The organism is Streptomyces sp. NPDC054863, assembly GCF_053610825.1.
Genome location: NZ_JBSGZD010000162.1, coordinates 1 through 17,552 on the forward strand (window position 1 = coordinate 1; position 17,552 = coordinate 17,552).

Consider the following 17,552-nt stretch of genomic DNA (forward strand, 5'->3'; position numbering starts at 1 on the left):
CCGTGGGTGCGGGTCGGTCAGTGGGTGCGGGTCGATCAGTGGGTGCGGGTCGGGTCAGTGGTTGCGGGGGAAGCCGAGGTCGACGCCGGAGGGAGCGTCGGCCGGGTCCGGCCAGCGGGTCGTGGTGACCTTGCCGCGGGTGTAGAAGTGGATGCCGTCGTTGCCGTAGATGTGGTGGTCGCCGAAGAGGCTGTCCTTCCAGCCGCCGAAGGAGTGGTAGCCCACCGGCACCGGGATCGGCACGTTGACGCCGACCATGCCGGCCTCGATCTCCAGCTGGAAGCGGCGGGCCGCGCCGCCGTCGCGGGTGAAGATCGCGGTGCCGTTGCCGAACGGCGAGGCGTTCATGAGGGCGACGCCCTCTTCGTAGGTGTCGACGCGCAGGACGCACAGCACCGGGCCGAAGATCTCGTCGCGGTAGGCGTCGGAGTCGGTCGGGACGTGGTCGAGGAGCGAGAGACCGATCCAGTGGCCGTTCTCGAAGCCCTCGACCGTGTACCCCGTGCCGTCGAGGACGACCTTCGAGCCCTGGGCGGCGGCGCCCGTGACGTACGAGGCGACCTTGTCGCGGTGGGCGGCGGTGATCAGCGGGCCCATCTCGGACGCCGGGTCGTTGCCCGGGCCGATCTTGATCTTCTCGGCGCGCTCGACGATCTTCGCGACGAGCTCGTCTCCGATGGCGCCGACGGCCACGACGGCCGAGATCGCCATGCAGCGCTCACCGGCCGAGCCGTAGGCGGCGGAGACGGCCGCGTCCGCGGCGGCGTCCAGGTCGGCGTCCGGGAGGACCAGCATGTGGTTCTTGGCGCCGCCGAGGGCCTGTACGCGCTTGCCGTTGGCGGACGCGGTGGTGTGGATGTGGCGGGCGATCGGGGTCGAGCCGACGAAGGAGATCGCGGCGACGTCCGGGTGCTCCAGGAGGCGGTCGACGGCGACCTTGTCACCGTGCAGGACGTTCAGCACGCCGTCCGGCAGACCGGCCTCGGTGGCGAGCTGCGCGAGGCGCAGGGACGCCGAGGGGTCCTTCTCCGACGGCTTGAGCACGAAGGTGTTGCCGCACGCGACGGCGAGCGGGAACATCCACATCGGCACCATGGCCGGGAAGTTGAACGGCGTGATGCCGGCCACGACGCCGAGCGACTGGCGGATCGAGGAGACGTCCACGCGGGTGGCGACCTCGGTGGACAGCTCGCCCTTGAGCTGGGTGGTGATGCCGCACGCCAGCTCGACGATCTCCAGACCGCGGGCCACCTCGCCCAGCGCGTCCGAGTGCACCTTGCCGTGCTCGGCGGTGATCAGGGCGGCGATCTCGTCGCGGTGCGCGTCGAGCAGGGCGCGGTAGCGGAAGAGGATCGCGGTACGGGCGGAGAGGGACGAGGTGCCCCACTTCGCGTACGCGGCCTTGGCGGACGCGACGGCGGCGTCCACCTCCTCGACGGAGGCGAGGGCGACACGGGTGTCGGCGGCACCGGTGGCCGGGTCGGTGACCGGGCCCCAGTTGCCCGACGCACCCTCGACGGTCTTGCCACCGATCCAGTGGTTGACGGTCTTCATGAACTGCACTCCTTCAAAGGTGGTGGCGTCGGGCTGCGACGTGCCGGTCGTACTCTTCGCGTGCCCGGGCCGCCGACGGGCGGGTCGCGGTCTCGGCCACGGGAACATCCCACCACGCGTCGCCAGGCGGCGGGCCCGACACTGTGTCGCCCGTTTCGGTCTCGACGTAGACACATGTGGGAACGGTGCTCGCCCGCGCATCTTTGAGGGCTTCCCGCAGGTCACCGATGGTGCGGGCGCGCAGAGTGCGCATCCCGAGGGACGCGGCGTTGGCGGCGAGGTCGAGGGGCAGTGGCTCTCCCGTGTACGTCCCGTCTCCGGCGCGGAAGCGGTAGTCGGTGCCGAAGCGCTCGCCGCCGACGGCCTCGGAGAGACCGCCGATGGAGGCATACCCGCGGTTGTCCAGGATCACCACCTTGATCGGCAGACGCTCCTGTACGGCGGTGACGATTTCGGTCGGGTTCATGAGGTACGTACCGTCACCGACGAGCGCCCAGACGGGCCGGCCGGGGGCCGCGAGCTGGACGCCGACGGCGGCGGGGATCTCGTAACCCATGCAGGAATAGCCGTACTCGACGTGGTACTGGTCCTGGTGACCCGGGGCGGAGCGGGTGCGCCACAGCCTGTGGAGGTCGCCGGGGAGCGACCCCGCCGCGTTGATCAGGATGTCCTCGTGGGTGACCAATGTGTCGAGTACGCCGAGGACTTGGGCCTGGGTGGGGACGGCCTTGTCGTCGGGGGCGGCGTACACGGCGCTCACGTACTCCTCCCAACTCTCCTTCGCGGCGCGGTACTCGGCTTCGTACGCACCGTGGACGCGGAAGCCGTGGCGGAGGTCGTGGGCCAGGTTCGCGAGGGCCGCCCGGGCGTCGCCGATCAGCGTGAGTCCGCCCATCTTGTGGGCGTCGAAGCCGGTGATGTTGATGTTGAGGAACCGGACGTCCGGATTCTGGAAGAGGGTTCCGGAGGCGGTGGTGAAGTCGGTCCAGCGGGTGCCGACGCCGATCACGAGGTCGGCGGTACGGGCCAGGTGGTTGGCGGTGGCGGTGCCGGTGTGGCCGATGCCGCCGACGTCGGCGGGGTGGTCGTACGGGAGGGAGCCCTTGCCCGCCTGGGTGGAGGCGACGGGGATGCCGGTGAGGTCGGCGAGGCGGCCGAGGGCGCTCTGGGCGCCGCTGTGGCGGACGCCGCCGCCCGCGACGAGGAGCGGGCGGCGGGCGGAGCGCATCGCCTCCTGCGCGTCGGACAGGTCGCGCTGGTCGGGCTCCGGGGCCCGGACCCGCCAGACGCGGTCGGCGAAGAAGTCTTCCGGCCAGTCGTAGGCCTGGGTCTGTACGTCCTGCGGCAGGCAGAGGGTGACCGCCCCGGTCCCGGCGGGATCGGCGAGGACCCGCATCGCGGCGAGGGCGGCGGGGATCAGGGCCTCGGGGCGGGTGATGCGGTCGAAGTACTTCGACACCGGGCGCAGACAGTCGTTGACGGAGACGTCCCCTGCGTAGGGGACTTCGAGCTGCTGGAGGACGGGGTCGGCGGGACGGGCGGCGAAGGTGTCGCCCGGCAGGAGGAGGACGGGGAGATGGTTGATGGTGGCGAGGGCGGCGCCGGTGACGAGGTTGGTGGCGCCGGGGCCGATGGAGGTGGTGACGGCGTGCGCGGAGAGGCGGCCCTGCCGGCGGGCGTAGGCGGTGGCGGCGTGCACCATGGCCTGCTCGTTGCGGCCCTGGAGGAAGGGCATGCCGTCGGGGCCCGCCCCGGCCTCCAGGAGCGCCTGGCCGAGCCCTGCGACGTTGCCGTGGCCGAAGATGCCCCAGGTGGCGGTGATGAGGCGGTGACGGACGCCGTGGTGCTCGGTGTGCTGGTGGGTGAGGAAGGCGAGGAGGGCTTGGGCGGTGGTGAGGTGACGGGTGGGGGCTGGCATGGGGCCTCCTCCATGAGGACGGGGGGACTCGCGAGGCGGGGGTGGCAGCAAGGGTGCGCGGTCGCGGAGTGGGTGCGCTCCGCCTGGGGGGCCGCCCCCTTGCCCACCCGTCCCGCCGCCCCCCCGGGGGGCGGCCCCGCTGCCCAAGAGGGCTGGGGCTGGCTAGGTCCCGTACCCCTCCCCCTCCCTGAAGCTGATGTTCCACTCGCGGGTGGGGCCCGGGCCCGCCATCACGTTCAGGTAGTACATGGCGTGGTCGGGCGGGGCGATCGACGGCCCGTGCCAGCCGTTCGGGACCAGGACCGTGTCGCCGCTGCGGACCTCGGCGAGGAGGTCGGCCCCGCCCGGGCGGGACGGCGCGATCCGCTGGTAGCCGGCCGCGCCGGGCCCGCCGTCGAACTCGTAGTGGTAGATCTCCTCCAGCACCGACTCCCGCCCCGAGATCCCCTCGTCGTGCTTGTGCGCCGGGTACGACGACCAGTGCCCGGCGGGAGTGATCACCTCGACCGCGATCAGCCGGTCGCACTCGAAGACGTCCGCCGCCGCGAAGTTCCGCACCTCGCGGCCCGCGATGCCGCTCCCCCGCCGCTCCACCGGAACCTCCGGCGCGGGACCGTGACGAGCGGGGAGTCGTCGCTCGCACCTCGCTCCTGCCAGGGCGAAGCGGCCCCCCGCACCGGAGGCGATCTGGGCGTGGGCGTCGCGCGGAAGGTATGCGAAGTCGGTGACAGAACCGAACACGCCTTCCCTGCCCCGGAGTTCAATGATCTCTCCGTCGACGAGGACGCTACAGGCCCCGGCGAGCGGCAGCACGATCCATTCGGATTCTCCGGTGGGAAGGTGGTGCGAGGCACCGGGCCGCAGTTCCAGGACGCGCAGTGTCGTGTACTCCCATCCGGCCCGCTCGGGCCCGATGTCGAGCGTGTACGGGCCGCGGGCCTCGCTGCCCGCCGCCGCGAAGAGGTGGTGATCCGTCATTGTGGGCCGCCCGTCGCCAGAAGGAGGAGTTGGTCGATCTCCGCCGCGTACGGCATCGCGGACGAGCACTCCAGGCGGGTCGCCACCAGTGCCCCCGCCGCGTTCGCCCAGCGGATCGTACGGTCCAGGGGCCAGCCGGAGAGGAGGCCGTGGCAGAGTGCCCCGCCGAACGCGTCGCCCGCGCCGAGCCCGTTGAGCACCTCCACCTCAAGAGGCGGAACCCGTACGGAGGTTCCGTCGCGGTGGACGGCGAGGACGCCCTCGGGTCCCTGCTTGACGACCGCGAGCTCGGCGCCCGCCGCCAGCAGCTCCTTCGCCGCGGCGTGCGGTGCGCGCGTACCGGTCGCGATCTCGCACTCGTCGATGTTGCCGACGGCGACCGTGGCGCGGCGCAGGGCCTGTGCGTAGTACGGGCGCGGGTCCTGGCCCGTCCAGAAGGCCGGGCGCCAGTCCAGGTCGAGGACGGTGTGCGCGGCGCCCGCACCCTCCCCTGCGCCCGCACCCGCGCCGCGCGCCTCCAGGGCGGCCAGCGTCGCGTCCCTGCTGGGCTGCGCGCACAGCCCCGTACCGGTCGCCCAGAAGACGCGCGCGGAGCGCACCGCGTCCAGGTCCAGCTCCTCCGGGCGCATCTCCAGATCGGGCGCCTTGGGCTGCCGGTAGAAGTAGAGCGGGAAGTCGTCCGGCGGGAAGACCTCGCAGAAGGTGACGGGCGTGGGGTACGCGGCGACCTCCGTCACCCAGCGCACGTCGACGCCGAAGGTCCCCAGCTCCCGCCGCAGATATGCCCCGAAGGGGTCCGCCCCGGTCCGCGAGACGAGCGCGACCCGCCGCTCCAGCCGCGCCGCGGCGACCGCCACGTTCGCCGCCGATCCGCCGAGGAACCTGCCGAACGTCTCCACCCGGTCCAGCGGCACCCCCGCCCGGAGCGGGTAGAGGTCCACGCCGAGGCGGCCCATCGCGATCAGGTCGTAGGGGGTGCTCCGGTACGGGTCGCTCATGAATCCCCCTCGTCGGCGGACTGCGGTTTTCAGGTCTAGCCTCGCGTTCGGAAAACTGTCAAGGTTCCCCCATGACCGGCGAGGGAGAGCTGACGCGCATCAGGATCGGTACCGCCCCTGACTCGTGGGGGGTGTGGTTCGACGACCGGCCCCACCAGGTGCCCTGGCGCCGGTTCCTGGACGAGGTCGTCGAGGCCGGTTACGAGTGGATCGAGCTGGGTCCGTACGGCTACCTGCCGCGCGACGCCGGCGAGCTCCACCGGGAGCTGGGCGCGCGCCGCCTCCAGGTGTCCGCGGGGACGGTGTTCACCGCGCTGCACCGGGACGCCGCCTCCGCCTGGCACACCACCTGGGACCAGGTCTCGGCGGTGGCCCGGCAGGCGCAGGCCGTGGGCGCCCAGTACCTCGTGATGATCCCGGCCTTCTGGCGGGACGACGAGACCGGTCTCGGCCTTGAGGACGACACCCTCACCCCCGCCCAGTGGCGCCTGCTCGCCGCGCGGACGGAGCGGCTGTCGCGGCAGGTGCGCGAGGAGTTCGGGCTGACGGCCGTCGTCCATCCGCACGCGGACACGCACATCGCCACCGAGGAGCACGTGGTCCGCCTCCTCGACTCGACCGACTCCGGCCTGGTCTCGCTGTGCCTGGACACCGGGCACTACGCCTACTGCGGCGGCGACAGCGTCAAACTCATCGAGACGTACGGGGAACGGATCGGCTATCTGCACCTCAAGCAGGTGGATCCGGCGGTGCTGGCCCGGGTGGACGAGCAGCAACTGCCCTTCGGGCGCGCCGTGGCAGAGGGCGTGATGTGCGAACCGCCGGACGGGGTGCCCGCGCTGGAGCCCGTGCTGCAGGCCGCGCAGGCCCTCGGTGCGGAGCGCGGGACGGGCCTGTTCGCGATCGTGGAGCAGGACATGTACCCGTGCCCGCCGGACAAGCCGCTGCCGATCGCCCGGCGGACGCGGGCCTTCCTGCGGTCCTGCGGGGCGTGACGGAGCCGAAGGCCGCCCGGACCCCGGCAACCTCCCCTGACCCCGGAGCCCCGGGGCCCGCCCTGCGGGCTCCGTCCGGGTGAACCGCGCCCGTTCCCCCGCCCGTACGGACACCGCTGGGCAGGCTTCTCGTACGGAGGGCCGGGAACGAACGGCCCGTTCGGACGCGCAGTCCACCAGGCAGCCCACCCAGGGAGAACCGCCCATGCCGTACCCGCGCCTCGTCGTCACCGCCGCCACCGCCGCCCTGCTCACCACCGGCCTGCTGTCGGTACCCGCCACCGGGGCCGACAGTCCCCGGCCCACCGTCGCACCGGCCCCCACTCCACCCCCCGCACCGGCCCTCGCTCCAGCCCCCGCACCGGCCCTCCGTCCGGTTCTCGCGCCCAAGAGGGTCTACCTCCACGGCCGCCACGTCAATCTCCGCGAGTTCCCCCGCACCAGCGCGCACGTCCTCGCCACCAAGTCCCGCATCTGGCTGCTCGACTACTGCCAGACGGACCGGAACACCACCCCGGTCAGGTCCCCGGACGGTACGAAGAACCGCTGGTGGAGCAAAGTGACACTGCCCGCCGGCAGTGACTTCGCCTGGGTGAGCAACGTTTACCTCCGCGGCGGCAAGAAGATCGCCGGTGTGCCGGTGTGCGGCCCCGGAGAGCACTGACACCCGGCACCACCGCCCGGCACCGCCGCCCCGCGCCACCACCCGGCCCCGGTACGCGGCCCTCGTCGCAGGCACACGCATTACACCCAAGTGCGGGCCCGGCCAAGCACATCGGCCCGGCCCGCCCTGTGTGTCCCGCTCATACCCTGCACCACTTACGTCACAGAGGTTCCCTTTCCGTCACGCATGTCCCCATTACGCGGGCCTTCCGTCACAGGGACACCACAGCCCCAACCTCCTCATCACGGAGTGTCGTTCACGGGGCAGAGGCTGAGTGATCGCCAGCGAAATGCCGCAGCTCCCCCGACGGCCCCCCGGCCGTGGCTGCGGCTTTCGCAGGGAGGTGCACCGATGACGGACCGCAAGCTCTGGTCGTACAAAGAGATCGCCGCGCACATCCAGGTACAGACGGACACCGTGCGCTCGTACCGCAAGCACGGTCTGCTGCCCCCGCCCGACCACGTGGAGAGCGGCAAGCCCTACTGGTACGCGGACACCATCCGCAACTGGGTGGCCCGCCGCCCCGGCAACAGAGGGCGCCGCGACTGACGGCCCCGAGGGGCAGTCCCCTCCCGCAGGGCCCCGCGCCCGGCCGTTCCGGCCGACGGTGCGGGGCGGGCGCCAGGGACAGGCCCTGCACGCCAGGTACTGCACGCCAGGTACTGCGGCCAGCCGCCCGTACCCGGGAATCTCGCTTGCGGACCCTCCCGTACGGCACGGAGGATCACCGGATGAACGCACCGCCACAGCCACGCGCCGACTTCTCCGTCAAGCCCACCCTGACCGGTGAACGCGTCCTGCTGCGTCCCTTCACCGAGGAGGACGTCCCGGCGATGCTGGCGGCGGTCCGGGATCCGGAGGTGAACAAGTTCACCGGCAGCGGCGACGGCGACATCGACGAGGCCGCCACCCGTACCTGGTACCGGACCCGCGACGGCCACGACGACCGTCTGGACCTGGCCGTCGTCGACCTGGCCACCGGGAAGTGCGTGGGCGAGGTCGTCCTCAACGCATGGGACCCGGCCAACCGGAGCTGCAACTTCCGCACGCTGCTGGGGCCCGAGGGCCGCGACCGGGGGCTCGGCACCGAGGCCTGCCGCCTCGTCGTCACGTACGGATTCGAGGCCCTCGGCCTGCACCGCATCTCGCTCGGCGTCTTCGACTTCAACCCGCGCGCCCGCCGGGCGTACGAGAAGGTCGGCTTCGTCGTCGAGGGCCGTGCGCGCGAGGCCCTGTGGCACGACGGCGAGTGGATCGACGACCTGTACATGTCGATCCTGGCCCCGGAGTGGGCGGCCCACAGAGGCACGCCCGCCGCCGCCTCATAGAGGCCGTCACCACGCAAGGGGCCGCCGCCTCATAGAGGCCGTCACCACGACTCCGCCTCCACCCTCCCCTTCCGCGGCTTGTCGTCCCCCGTCCCCGCCCGGCACTTGAGCGCCAGCAGCGGGAAGACCAGCACCGACACCATTCCGGCCCCGACCAGTGCCGCCGCCTCGCTCGCCGCCAGGACCTTGTCGTCGAGTCCGATGGTGGTGATCGCCACGATGAGCGGGAGGGCGGTGGAGCTGAAGAGCATCAGTGCCGTACGGTCCCGTGCCCCGAGGTCGGGCGGGGCGAGGAGCCGTACCGGCAGGCCCCGTACGACGACGAACAGGGCGAGGAAGACCGGCAGCAGGAGCAGCGCCCGGCCGCCGTCGAGCAGCGAGCGCAGGTCGAACTCGATGCCGGTGACCACGAAGAACACCGGCACCAGGAAGCCGAAGCCCATCGCCTCCACCTTGGCGAGGATCTCGCCGCTGCTGCCGGGGGCGGCCCCGTTGAGGACGAGGCGGGTGATGAGCCCGGCGGCGAACGCGCCGAGCAGCACGTCCAGACCCAGGACCTGCGAGGCGCCCAGCATCAGCGCGAGCAGCAGCACGACGAAGCGCACCGCGAACTGACCGCTGCTGTGCAGGGTCTTGGCGATGACCGACGAGAACCACGGCGGCTTGGGGCGCATCGCCCAGTACACCGCCGCCGCCGTCAGCGCCGCGAAGGTCGCGAGCAACGCCGTGGACTGCCAGGCGCTGCGCCCGCTGAGCAGCAGCGCCATCGCGACGATCGGCCCGAATTCGCCGACCGAGCCGAATGCCATCATCACCTGTCCGAAACGCCCCCCGAGGTCCCCCGAGTCCCGCAGCACCGGCAGCACGGCGCCCAGTGCGGTGCTGGTCAGCGCCGTGCCGATGAAGACGCCCTTGCTGAAGCCGCCGTCGTCACCGAGGTTCGCGAGCAGAGTGCCGAGCCCCAGGCCGAGGGCGAGGGCGATCAGCCAGGCGGCGGCGGACCGTTTCAGCGTGCTGCCGCGGACCTTGCCGAACTCGATCTCGTACCCGGCGAGAAAGATCAGCATCGCGAGGCCGAGCTGCGACAGGGCGTCGATCACCGCGTCGCGCTGCGCCCAGCCGAGGACGTCGGGGCCGATCAGAATGCCGAGCAGAATCTCGAAGATGACGAGCGGAACGGGCAGCCAGCGGCCGATTCCGTACGCCAACAGGGGCGCGAGCACCGCGATGGCCATGATGAGAATGAGCGTCCCCGAATGTGACATAAGGGTCATCTATCCCAGATGTGACACGACCGAGAAGCGGCGCGGCCGGATGCCGCTGGATTTGATACCCCCTAGGGGTATAGTCTCGTCCCATCAGGCACCAGCCGCCATTCCCTCGAAGGAGCACCCCCATGACCGCCGAGACCCAGACCCCCGACGCCGCCCAGACCTCCGGTTCCTGCTGCTCGCCGTCCGGCTCCTGCGGCTCCACCGGTGCGGCCGACGTCCAGGTGGGCGGCGTCACCACCGTGTACGAGGTGAAGGGCATGACCTGCGGCCACTGCGAGGGCGCGGTCTCCGGCGAGATCTCGGAGCTCGCGGGCGTCGAGTCGGTCCAGGCCGTCGCCTCGACCGGGCAGGTCACCGTCGTGTCGGCCGCCCCGCTGGACGAGGAGGCCGTACGGGCCGCCGTCGACGAGGCCGGTTACGAGCTGGTCGGCACCGTCTGACCGCTCGCCCCACCGCATTCGGGCCGTATCCGCCAGGTTGTTCATACTGGGGCGGATACGGCCCGGCACGTTTCCTGGAGCCCCACGAATGAACAGCGCCACCTCCGAGACACCCCCAGCCCCCGAGTCCCCCCTCGGCCACCACGTCGAGCTGACCATCGGCGGGATGACCTGCGCCTCGTGCGCGGCCCGCATCGAGAAGAAGCTCAACCGGATGGAGGGCGTGGCCGCCTCCGTCAACTACGCGACGGAGAAGGCCCGGATCGCGTACGACGAGGGGACGGTGAGCGTCCCCGACCTGATCGCGACCGTGGTGAAGACGGGGTACACGGCGGAGGAACCCGTCGCACACACCCCCGCCGACGACGCGGAAGCACCCTCCGAAGGCACCGAAGCACCCGCCGACCTCGAACTGGCCGCCCTCCGGCAGCGCCTGCTCGTCTCCGCCGTGCTCGCCGCCCCCGTGATCCTGCTGTCCATGGCCCCGGCCCTCCAGTTCGACAACTGGCAGTGGCTGTCGCTGACGCTGGCCGCCCCGGTCGTCGTCTGGGGCGCGCTGCCCTTCCACCGGGCCGCCTGGACCAACCTCCGGCACGGCGCCGCGACCATGGACACCCTCGTCTCGGTCGGCACGCTCGCCGCCTTCGGGTGGTCGCTGTGGGCGCTGTTCTTCGGGGACGCAGGGCTCCCCGGCATGCGGCACGGCTTCGACCTGACGGCGGGCCGGGCCGACGGCGCCTCCACCGTCTATCTCGAAGTCGCCGCCGGGGTCACCGTCTTCATCCTGCTCGGCCGCTGGCTGGAGGCCCGCTCCAAGCGGAAGGCGGGCGCCGCGCTGCGGGCGCTGATGGAGCTGGGTGCCGCCGACGTCACCGTACTGCGGGGCGGCCTGGAGGTGCGGATTCCGGTACACCGGCTGGCCGCCGGGGACCGTTTCGTCGTACGCCCCGGGGAGAAGGTCGCCACCGACGGCACGGTCGTCGAGGGCAGCTCGGCACTCGACGCGTCGATGCTGACCGGCGAATCGGTGCCGGTGGACGTGGGGCCCGGCGACCGGGTCACCGGCGCGACCGTGAACGCGGGCGGCCGGATCGTCGTCGAGGCCACCCGGGTCGGCGCCGACACCCAGCTCGCCCGGATGGCCCGGCTGGTGGAGGAGGCGCAGCACGGCAAGGCCCAGGTGCAGCGTCTCGCCGACCGGATCTCCGCCGTGTTCGTCCCCGTGGTGCTGCTGATCGCGCTGGGCACGCTGGTGACCTGGCTGCTCGTGACCGACGATCCGACCGCCGCCTTCACGGCCGCCGTCGCGGTGCTGATCATCGCCTGCCCGTGCGCGCTGGGCCTGGCCACGCCGACCGCGCTGATGGTCGGCACGGGGCGGGGCGCGCAGCTCGGCATCCTGATCAAGGGCCCCGAGGTGCTGGAGTCGACGCGCCGCGTGGACACCGTCGTGCTCGACAAGACGGGGACGGTGACGACGGGCCGGATGGAGCTGAAGGACGTGCTGCCCGCCGCCGGGGTCGACCGCGCAGAACTGCTGCGGCTGGCCGGGGCCCTGGAGCACGCGTCGGAGCACCCGATCGCGCGGGCGGTGGCGGCGGGCGCGGGCCGCGACCTCCCGCCCGTCACCGACTTCACCAACCTCCCCGGCCTCGGCGTCGAGGGCGTGACCGAGGGCCGCAAGGTGCTGGTGGGGCGGGAGAAGCTGCTCACGGGGCGGGGTTACGAGCTGCCGCCCGCGCTCGCCGGGGCGAAGGCCGCCGCCGAGGCTTCGGGGCGTACCGCCGTCGTGGTCGCCTGGGACGGCGAGGCGCGCGGCGTGCTGACGGTGGCCGACACGGTGAAGGACACCAGCGCGGAGGCGGTCGCCCGGCTGCGCGCGCTCGGCCTCGTACCGGTGCTGCTGACCGGGGACAACCGGGCGGTCGCGGACGCGGTGGCCGCCGAGGTCGGCATCGGTGCCGGCGAGGTGTACGCGGAGGTCCTGCCCGAGGAGAAGGCCGACGTGGTCCGCCGACTCCAGGCGCAGGGCCGCACGGTCGCGATGGTCGGCGACGGCGTGAACGACGCGGCGGCGCTCGCCACCGCCGACCTGGGCCTGGCGATGGGCACCGGCACGGACGCGGCGATCGAGGCGGGCGACCTGACGCTGGTCCGCGGTGATCTCCGGGTGGCGGCGGACGCGATCCGGCTGTCCCGCCGGACCCTCGCCACCATCAAGGGGAACCTCTTCTGGGCCTTCGGCTACAACGTCGCGGCGCTGCCGCTGGCCGCTGCCGGGCTGCTCAACCCGATGATCGCCGGTTTTGCCATGGCTTTCTCATCCGTCTTCGTAGTGACAAACAGCCTCCGGCTACGTACCTTCACATGACGTACACGAACACATGACATACGCGAAGTGACGTAGATCACTGTGTTTGAGGGGTAACCATTGGCCGGGGTCGCGAGTCTAAGGAGCGATGCCAAGAACGTCTTGGGGGACGTTCGACGCGGGATGTCTTGGGGGACGTCCCCGGCAAGCGTTGGCCGGGACACGTATACCGGGGAGCTTTGAGCGGCCCTCCCGTCCGTACGTGTCCTGGCGGACCGCGCAGGACCCGGGATTCAGGCCCCGGGAGCAGTACCGGCAGTGCAGCAGTGAAGGCAGTACGGCAGGACCGGGATTCAGGCCCCGGAGCAGTGACCCCGGCGGTACCGCTGGACAGCAGTACCGCAGTACGTGAGGCACACAGACCTCTGGCGGCGAAAGCCGACAGACGCCCGGTTGGGATCCCGTGGGGGGAATCCGATCCGGGGAACAGGAAAGCGCCCCGTATCGTCGACCCGTGGGGGGATCGGCGGCGGGGCGCTTTTCTGCGTGCTGAGGACCTGTCGGTCAGCGCTCGTCGACCGGTACGAAGTCGCGAAGGACCTCGCCCGTGTAGATCTGGCGCGGGCGGCCGATGCGCGAACCCGGCTCCTTGATCATCTCGTGCCACTGGGCGATCCAGCCGGGCAGCCGGCCGATCGCGAAGAGCACGGTGAACATGTCCGTCGGGAAGCCCATCGCGCGGTAGATCAGACCCGTGTAGAAGTCCACGTTCGGGTAGAGGTTGCGCGAGACGAAGTAGTCGTCGGAGAGCGCGTGCTCCTCCAGCTTCAGCGCGATGTCCAGCAGCTCGTCGGACTTGCCGAGGGCCGAGAGGACGTCGTGCGCGGCAGCCTTGATGATCTTGGCGCGCGGGTCGAAGGACTTGTACACCCGGTGGCCGAAGCCCATCAGGCGGACGCCGTCCTCCTTGTTCTTCACCTTCTGGATGAAGGCGTCGACGTCGCCGCCGTCGGCCTGGATCGCTTCGAGCATCTCCAGGACGGACGCGTTGGCGCCACCGTGCAGCGGACCCCACAGGGCGCTGATGCCGGCGGAGATCGAGGCGAACATGTTCGCCTGCGAGGAGCCGACCAGACGCACGGTGGAGGTCGAGCAGTTCTGCTCGTGGTCCGCGTGCAGGATCAGCAGCTTCTCCAGCGCGGAGACGACGACCGGGTCCGGCACGTACTCCTGGGCGGGGACCGAGAAGGTCATCCGCAGGAAGTTCTCGACGTAACCCAGGTCGTTGCGCGGGTAGACGAAGGGGTGCCCGATCGACTTCTTGTACGCGTACGCGGCGATCGTCGGCAGCTTGGCGAGCAGCCGGATCGTCGACAGGTGGCGCTGCTGCTCGTCGAATGGGTTGTGGCTGTCCTGGTAGAACGTGGACAGCGCCGAGACGACCGAGGACAGCATGGCCATCGGGTGTGCGTCGCGCGGGAAGCCGTCGAAGAACCGCTTGACGTCTTCGTGCAGCAGCGTGTGCTGGGTGATCTCGTTCCTGAAGGTCGACAGTTCGTCGTCCTTCGGCAGTTCGCCGTTGATCAGCAGGTAGGCCGTCTCCAGGAAACTGCTCTGCTCGGCGAGCTGCTCGATGGGGTACCCGCGGTAGCGCAGGATGCCCTGCTCGCCGTCGAGGTAGGTGATGGCGGATTTATAGGCGGCGGTATTGCCGTATCCGCTATCGAGGGTCACCAGACCGGTCTGGGACCGGAGCTTCCCGATGTCGAAGCCCGTGTCGCCGACGGTGCTGTCGATCACCGGGTAGGTGTACTCGCCATCGCCGTACCGCAGTACTACAGAGTTGTCGCTCTCGCTCACGTCATCCCTCACCGACGTAGTGCCTCTTCTTCGAGGTGCCCTGACTGTCTCTACCATCCCCCACTTGGCTCAGCAGAGTGCACTCGGGGTCGGCCAACAGGCCAGTTCGCGGCACTGAGTGCCGCCAACCTGCTCATACTGCCCCCTTCGCCCCGGTTCCGGAACCCCCGGGTGATGTTTCCCACCGATGGCCCCCGACAGGTTGCCGGGGTGGCGGTACGTACGTACCGCCTGCGAGCCGGTGATCGAGCGCGGTGCACCGCCGACCTGCCGAAACGGTACGGACCGCCTGCCCGATCGCCTTGCGCGAGCCGACCAGGACGACGAGCTTCTTGGCCCGCGTCACGGCCGTGTAGAGCAGGTTCCGCTGGAGCATCATCCAGGCGCCGGTGGTGACCGGAATCACCACCGCCGGATATTCACTCCCCTGTGAGCGGTGGATGGTGACGGCGTACGCGTGCGCCAGCTCGTCGAGCTCGTCGAAGTCGTACGGAATGTCCTCGTCCTCGTCGGTGCGCACGGTCAGCGTCTGCTCGTCGGCGTCGAGGGCGGTGACGACTCCCACCGTCCCGTTGAAGACGCCGTTCTCCCCCTTGTCGTAGTTGTTGCGGATCTGGGTGACCTTGTCGCCGATCCGGAAGGTCCGGCCGCCGAACCGCTTCTCGGGGAGGTCGGGCCTGGCGGGCGTGATGGCCTGCTGCAGCAGCCCGTTCAGATTCCCCGCCCCGGCAGGACCCCGGTGCATGGGCGCCAGCACCTGCACGTCCCGCCTCGGGTCGAGACCGAACTTCTGCGGGATGCGGCGCGCGGCCACGTCCACCGTGAGCCGCCCCGCCTCCTCGGTGTCGTCCTCGACGAAGAGGAAGAAGTCGCTGAGGCCCTGGGTGAGGGGGTGGCTCCCGGAGTTGATCCGGTGCGCGTTGGTCACTACGCCCGACTGCTGGGCCTGCCGGAAGATCTGGGTGAGCCGTACGTGCGGCACGGGGCCGCCCTCGGCGAGCAGGTCCCGCAGCACCTCGCCCGCTCCCACGGACGGCAGCTGGTCCACATCCCCCACGAGCAGCAGATGAGCACCCGGCGCCACCGCCTTCACCAGCTTGTTGGCGAGCAGCAGATCGAGCATCGACGCCTCGTCGACCACGACGAGGTCGGCATCGAGCGGCCGCTCCCTGTCGTACGCGGCATCGCCCCCCGGCTTCAGCTCCAGCAGCCGGTGCACGGTGGAGGCGTCGGCCCCGGTCAGCTCGGACAGCCGCTTCGCCGCGCGCCCGGTCGGCGCGGCCAGCACCACCTTCGCCTTCTTCGCCCGCGCGAGCTCGACCACGGACCGCACGGTGAAGGACTTCCCGCACCCGGGCCCACCCGTCAGCACCGCCACCTTCTCCGTCAGCGCGAGCTTGACGGCGGCCTCCTGCTCGGGCGCCAGGGACGCCCCCGTCCTCCGGGCGAGCCACCCCAGCGCCTTCCCCCACTCCACGTCCCGGAACGAGGGCATCCGGTCCTCGCCCGTCCGCAGCAGCCTCAACACCTGGGCGGAGAGGGAGATTTCGGCCCGGTGGAAGGGAACGAGGTAGACGGCGGTGACCGGCTCCCCGCCCGGCCCCTCAGGACCCGGCACCTTCTCCCGTACGACTCCTTCCGGATCCTCCGCCAGCTCGGCGAGGCACTCGATGACGAGCCCGACATCGACCTGGAGCAGCTTCACCGCATCACTGATCAACTGCTCCTCGGGCAGGAAGCAGTGCCCCTGGTCGGTGGACTGCGACAGTGCGTACTGCAGTCCCGCCTTCACCCGAGCGGGGCTGTCGTGCGGAATGCCGACGGCCTGCGCGATGCGGTCGGCGGTGAGGAAGCCGATGCCCCAGACGTCGGAGGCGAGCCGGTACGGCTCGTTCTTCACGACGGAGATGGAGGCGTCCCCGTACTTCTTGTAGATGCGCACGGCGATGGAGGTGGAGACCCCGACGCTCTGGAGGAAGATCATCACTTCCTTGATCGCCTTCTGCTCCTCCCAGGCGGCGGCGATCATCTTCGTCCGCTTGGGCCCGAGGCCCGGCACCTCGACGAGCCGCTTCGGCTGCTGCTCGATGATGTCGAGGGTGTCCACGCCGAAGTGGGTGGTGATCCGGTCGGCCATCACGGGACCGATCCCCTTGATCAGCCCGGAACCCAGATAGCGCCTGATGCCCTGGATGGTGGCGGGCAGCACCGTCGTGTAGTTGTCCACGGTGAACTGCTTGCCGTACTGCGGATGGGACCCCCAACGCCCCTCCATCCGCAGCGACTCCCCCGGCTGCGCCCCCAACAGCGCGCCGACGACGGTCAGCAGGTCGCCCATGCCGGACCCGCGCCCGGTGTCGACCCGCCCGACGGTGTAGCCGGTGTCCTCGTTGGCGTACGTGATCCGCTCCAGGACCCCTTCGACCACGGCCGGCCCCCCGCCCGGCCCCGTACCCGCCCCTGGCCCCGCCCCTGAGCTGCTCATGGCCCGACGGTACCGCCGAGGTCCGACAGTGCGGGCGGGCTGTGGAAAACGCCGGTGGATCAGTAGCGGTAACGGGCCTTGAGGATCTTCACTTCCTTGTCGTCCGCCCGGTAAACGAGGCGGTGTTCGTCATCGATCCGTCGGGACCAGTAACCCGACAGGTCCCCCTTCAGCGGCTCGGGCTTGCCGATCCCTGCGAAAGGGTCCCGCTGGATCTCACCGATCAGGCGGACGATCCTGCGGGCCATCCTCCGGTCCGCAGAGAGCCAGAAGAGGAAGTCCTCCCAGGCGGCGGGGTCGAAGCTGACGCTCCTCACTCCTCACCCCCGGCCAGCCCCCGGAGCTCTTCCATGTCCCTGGCGACGGTGGACGCGCCCGCGCGGTCGCGGGCCACCGCCTCCATGAGGCGCTGAGCATTTGCGGGGGAACGGAGGAGGTAGACGGTCTCCTGCCAGGAGTCGTAGTCATCGGCGGACATGAGGACCGCATCACCGGCCTTCGAGGTGATGCGGACGGGGTCATGGTCCGTGTTGACGCGCTCGATCAGAGGAAAGAGCGTCGCCCGCGCTTCGCTTGCGCTTATGGACATCGCGTCCACCCATCTCTCTGCCGTACGGGATTCCGGTACATCTACGGTACCGGAATCCCGTACGACCTGCCCACCCCCATGTCCACCGGACGACAAAAGGGACCCGGTCCGTCGACCGGGTCCCTCGGTGTCCCCCTCCGTCTCAGGCCTCCCTGAAT

At 70.9% G+C, this 17,552-nt stretch carries 14 protein-coding genes and 1 pseudogene; 6 read left to right on the top strand and 9 right to left on the bottom strand.

From position 1 onward, the window contains the following. Nucleotides 1-54 precede the first annotated feature (54 nt). From mmsA to iolC, 4 genes are all read right to left on the bottom strand, one after another. Entirely contained in the window at nt 55-1,554 is a 1,500-nt protein-coding gene (mmsA, locus tag ACWGIG_RS24930; RefSeq protein ID WP_453323884.1) for a CoA-acylating methylmalonate-semialdehyde dehydrogenase, read from the bottom strand. 13 nt (nt 1,555-1,567) lie between these two features. Beyond that, nucleotides 1,568-3,472: a 3D-(3,5/4)-trihydroxycyclohexane-1,2-dione acylhydrolase (decyclizing) gene (iolD, locus tag ACWGIG_RS24935; protein WP_453323885.1), complete on the bottom strand. Its 1,905-nt coding sequence runs from the start codon at nt 3,470-3,472 to the stop codon at nt 1,568-1,570. 162 nt (nt 3,473-3,634) lie between these two features. Further along, nucleotides 3,635-4,450 (bottom strand): 5-deoxy-glucuronate isomerase, encoded by an 816-nt coding sequence (gene iolB, locus ACWGIG_RS24940; RefSeq protein WP_453323886.1) that lies wholly within the window; start codon nt 4,448-4,450, stop codon nt 3,635-3,637. Next, nucleotides 4,447-5,448 carry a 5-dehydro-2-deoxygluconokinase gene (gene iolC, locus ACWGIG_RS24945; protein WP_453323887.1) on the bottom strand — a complete coding sequence of 334 codons (1,002 nt, stop codon included), beginning with the start codon at nt 5,446-5,448 and terminating at the stop codon, nt 4,447-4,449. The genes iolB and iolC overlap by 4 nt, the downstream gene beginning before the upstream one ends. Nucleotides 5,449-5,519: 71 nt before the next feature. Here iolC and ACWGIG_RS24950 point away from each other — a divergent pair, with 71 nt between their 5' ends. The 4 genes from ACWGIG_RS24950 (at nt 5,520) to ACWGIG_RS24965 (ending at nt 8,435) form a co-directional block, all read left to right on the top strand. Continuing rightward, entirely contained in the window at nt 5,520-6,443 is a 924-nt protein-coding gene (locus ACWGIG_RS24950) for a sugar phosphate isomerase/epimerase family protein (protein ID WP_453323888.1), read from the top strand. A gap of 205 nt (nt 6,444-6,648) precedes the next feature. After that, nucleotides 6,649-7,107: a hypothetical protein gene (locus ACWGIG_RS24955; RefSeq protein ID WP_453323889.1), complete on the top strand. Its 459-nt coding sequence runs from the start codon at nt 6,649-6,651 to the stop codon at nt 7,105-7,107. Between the two features lie 351 nt (nt 7,108-7,458). Beyond that, the gene (locus ACWGIG_RS24960) at nt 7,459-7,656 is read left to right on the top strand and encodes a helix-turn-helix transcriptional regulator (RefSeq protein ID WP_453323890.1); all 198 of its coding nucleotides are present in this window, start codon (nt 7,459-7,461) and stop codon (nt 7,654-7,656) included. Nucleotides 7,657-7,838: 182 nt separating this feature from the next. Further along, the gene (locus ACWGIG_RS24965; RefSeq protein ID WP_453323891.1) at nt 7,839-8,435 is read left to right on the top strand and encodes a GNAT family N-acetyltransferase; all 597 of its coding nucleotides are present in this window, start codon (nt 7,839-7,841) and stop codon (nt 8,433-8,435) included. Nucleotides 8,436-8,476: 41 nt separating this feature from the next. Here the strand turns inward: ACWGIG_RS24965 and ACWGIG_RS24970 are convergent, their stop codons facing one another. Beyond that, a complete protein-coding gene (locus tag ACWGIG_RS24970) occupies nt 8,477-9,700 on the bottom strand; it encodes a cation:proton antiporter (protein WP_453323897.1) in 1,224 nt (407 codons plus the stop codon). Nucleotides 9,701-9,831: 131 nt separating this feature from the next. Between ACWGIG_RS24970 and ACWGIG_RS24975 the strand changes: the two genes are divergently transcribed. Beyond that, nucleotides 9,832-10,149, top strand: coding sequence for a heavy-metal-associated domain-containing protein (locus ACWGIG_RS24975; protein ID WP_453323892.1), 318 nt, complete (start codon nt 9,832-9,834; stop codon nt 10,147-10,149). A gap of 88 nt (nt 10,150-10,237) precedes the next feature. Next, on the top strand, nt 10,238-12,520 hold the full coding sequence (locus ACWGIG_RS24980; RefSeq protein WP_453323893.1) for a heavy metal translocating P-type ATPase: 2,283 nt from the start codon (nt 10,238-10,240) through the stop codon (nt 12,518-12,520). Nucleotides 12,521-13,024: 504 nt separating this feature from the next. Here the strand turns inward: ACWGIG_RS24980 and ACWGIG_RS24985 are convergent. The 4 genes and pseudogenes from ACWGIG_RS24985 to ACWGIG_RS25000 form a co-directional block, all read right to left on the bottom strand. Beyond that, a complete protein-coding gene (locus ACWGIG_RS24985; RefSeq protein WP_453323894.1) occupies nt 13,025-14,320 on the bottom strand; it encodes a citrate synthase in 1,296 nt (431 codons plus the stop codon). A gap of 223 nt (nt 14,321-14,543) precedes the next feature. Continuing rightward, nucleotides 14,544-16,805 (bottom strand): annotated as a pseudogene (recD2, locus tag ACWGIG_RS24990) (SF1B family DNA helicase RecD2); the annotation flags it as partial. A gap of 59 nt (nt 16,806-16,864) precedes the next feature. Beyond that, nucleotides 16,865-17,122: a Txe/YoeB family addiction module toxin gene (locus ACWGIG_RS24995; RefSeq protein WP_453323895.1), complete on the bottom strand. Its 258-nt coding sequence runs from the start codon at nt 17,120-17,122 to the stop codon at nt 16,865-16,867. Then, nucleotides 17,119-17,394 (bottom strand): type II toxin-antitoxin system Phd/YefM family antitoxin, encoded by a 276-nt coding sequence (locus ACWGIG_RS25000; RefSeq protein WP_453323896.1) that lies wholly within the window; start codon nt 17,392-17,394, stop codon nt 17,119-17,121. The genes ACWGIG_RS24995 and ACWGIG_RS25000 overlap by 4 nt, the downstream gene beginning before the upstream one ends. Nucleotides 17,395-17,552: the final 158 nt, after the last annotated feature.

Coding starts and splice junctions, on each gene's coding strand:
- mmsA (WP_453323884.1), bottom strand. CDS start 1,554: ATGAAGACCGTCAACCACTGGATCGGTGGCAAGACCGTCGAGGGTGCG.
- iolD (WP_453323885.1), bottom strand. CDS start 3,472: ATGCCAGCCCCCACCCGTCACCTCACCACCGCCCAAGCCCTCCTCGCC.
- iolB (WP_453323886.1), bottom strand. CDS start 4,450: ATGACGGATCACCACCTCTTCGCGGCGGCGGGCAGCGAGGCCCGCGGC.
- iolC (WP_453323887.1), bottom strand. CDS start 5,448: ATGAGCGACCCGTACCGGAGCACCCCCTACGACCTGATCGCGATGGGC.
- ACWGIG_RS24950 (WP_453323888.1), top strand. CDS start 5,520: ATGACCGGCGAGGGAGAGCTGACGCGCATCAGGATCGGTACCGCCCCT.
- ACWGIG_RS24955 (WP_453323889.1), top strand. CDS start 6,649: ATGCCGTACCCGCGCCTCGTCGTCACCGCCGCCACCGCCGCCCTGCTC.
- ACWGIG_RS24960 (WP_453323890.1), top strand. CDS start 7,459: ATGACGGACCGCAAGCTCTGGTCGTACAAAGAGATCGCCGCGCACATC.
- ACWGIG_RS24965 (WP_453323891.1), top strand. CDS start 7,839: ATGAACGCACCGCCACAGCCACGCGCCGACTTCTCCGTCAAGCCCACC.
- ACWGIG_RS24970 (WP_453323897.1), bottom strand. CDS start 9,700: ATGTCACATTCGGGGACGCTCATTCTCATCATGGCCATCGCGGTGCTC.
- ACWGIG_RS24975 (WP_453323892.1), top strand. CDS start 9,832: ATGACCGCCGAGACCCAGACCCCCGACGCCGCCCAGACCTCCGGTTCC.
- ACWGIG_RS24980 (WP_453323893.1), top strand. CDS start 10,238: ATGAACAGCGCCACCTCCGAGACACCCCCAGCCCCCGAGTCCCCCCTC.
- ACWGIG_RS25000 (WP_453323896.1), bottom strand. CDS start 17,394: ATGTCCATAAGCGCAAGCGAAGCGCGGGCGACGCTCTTTCCTCTGATC.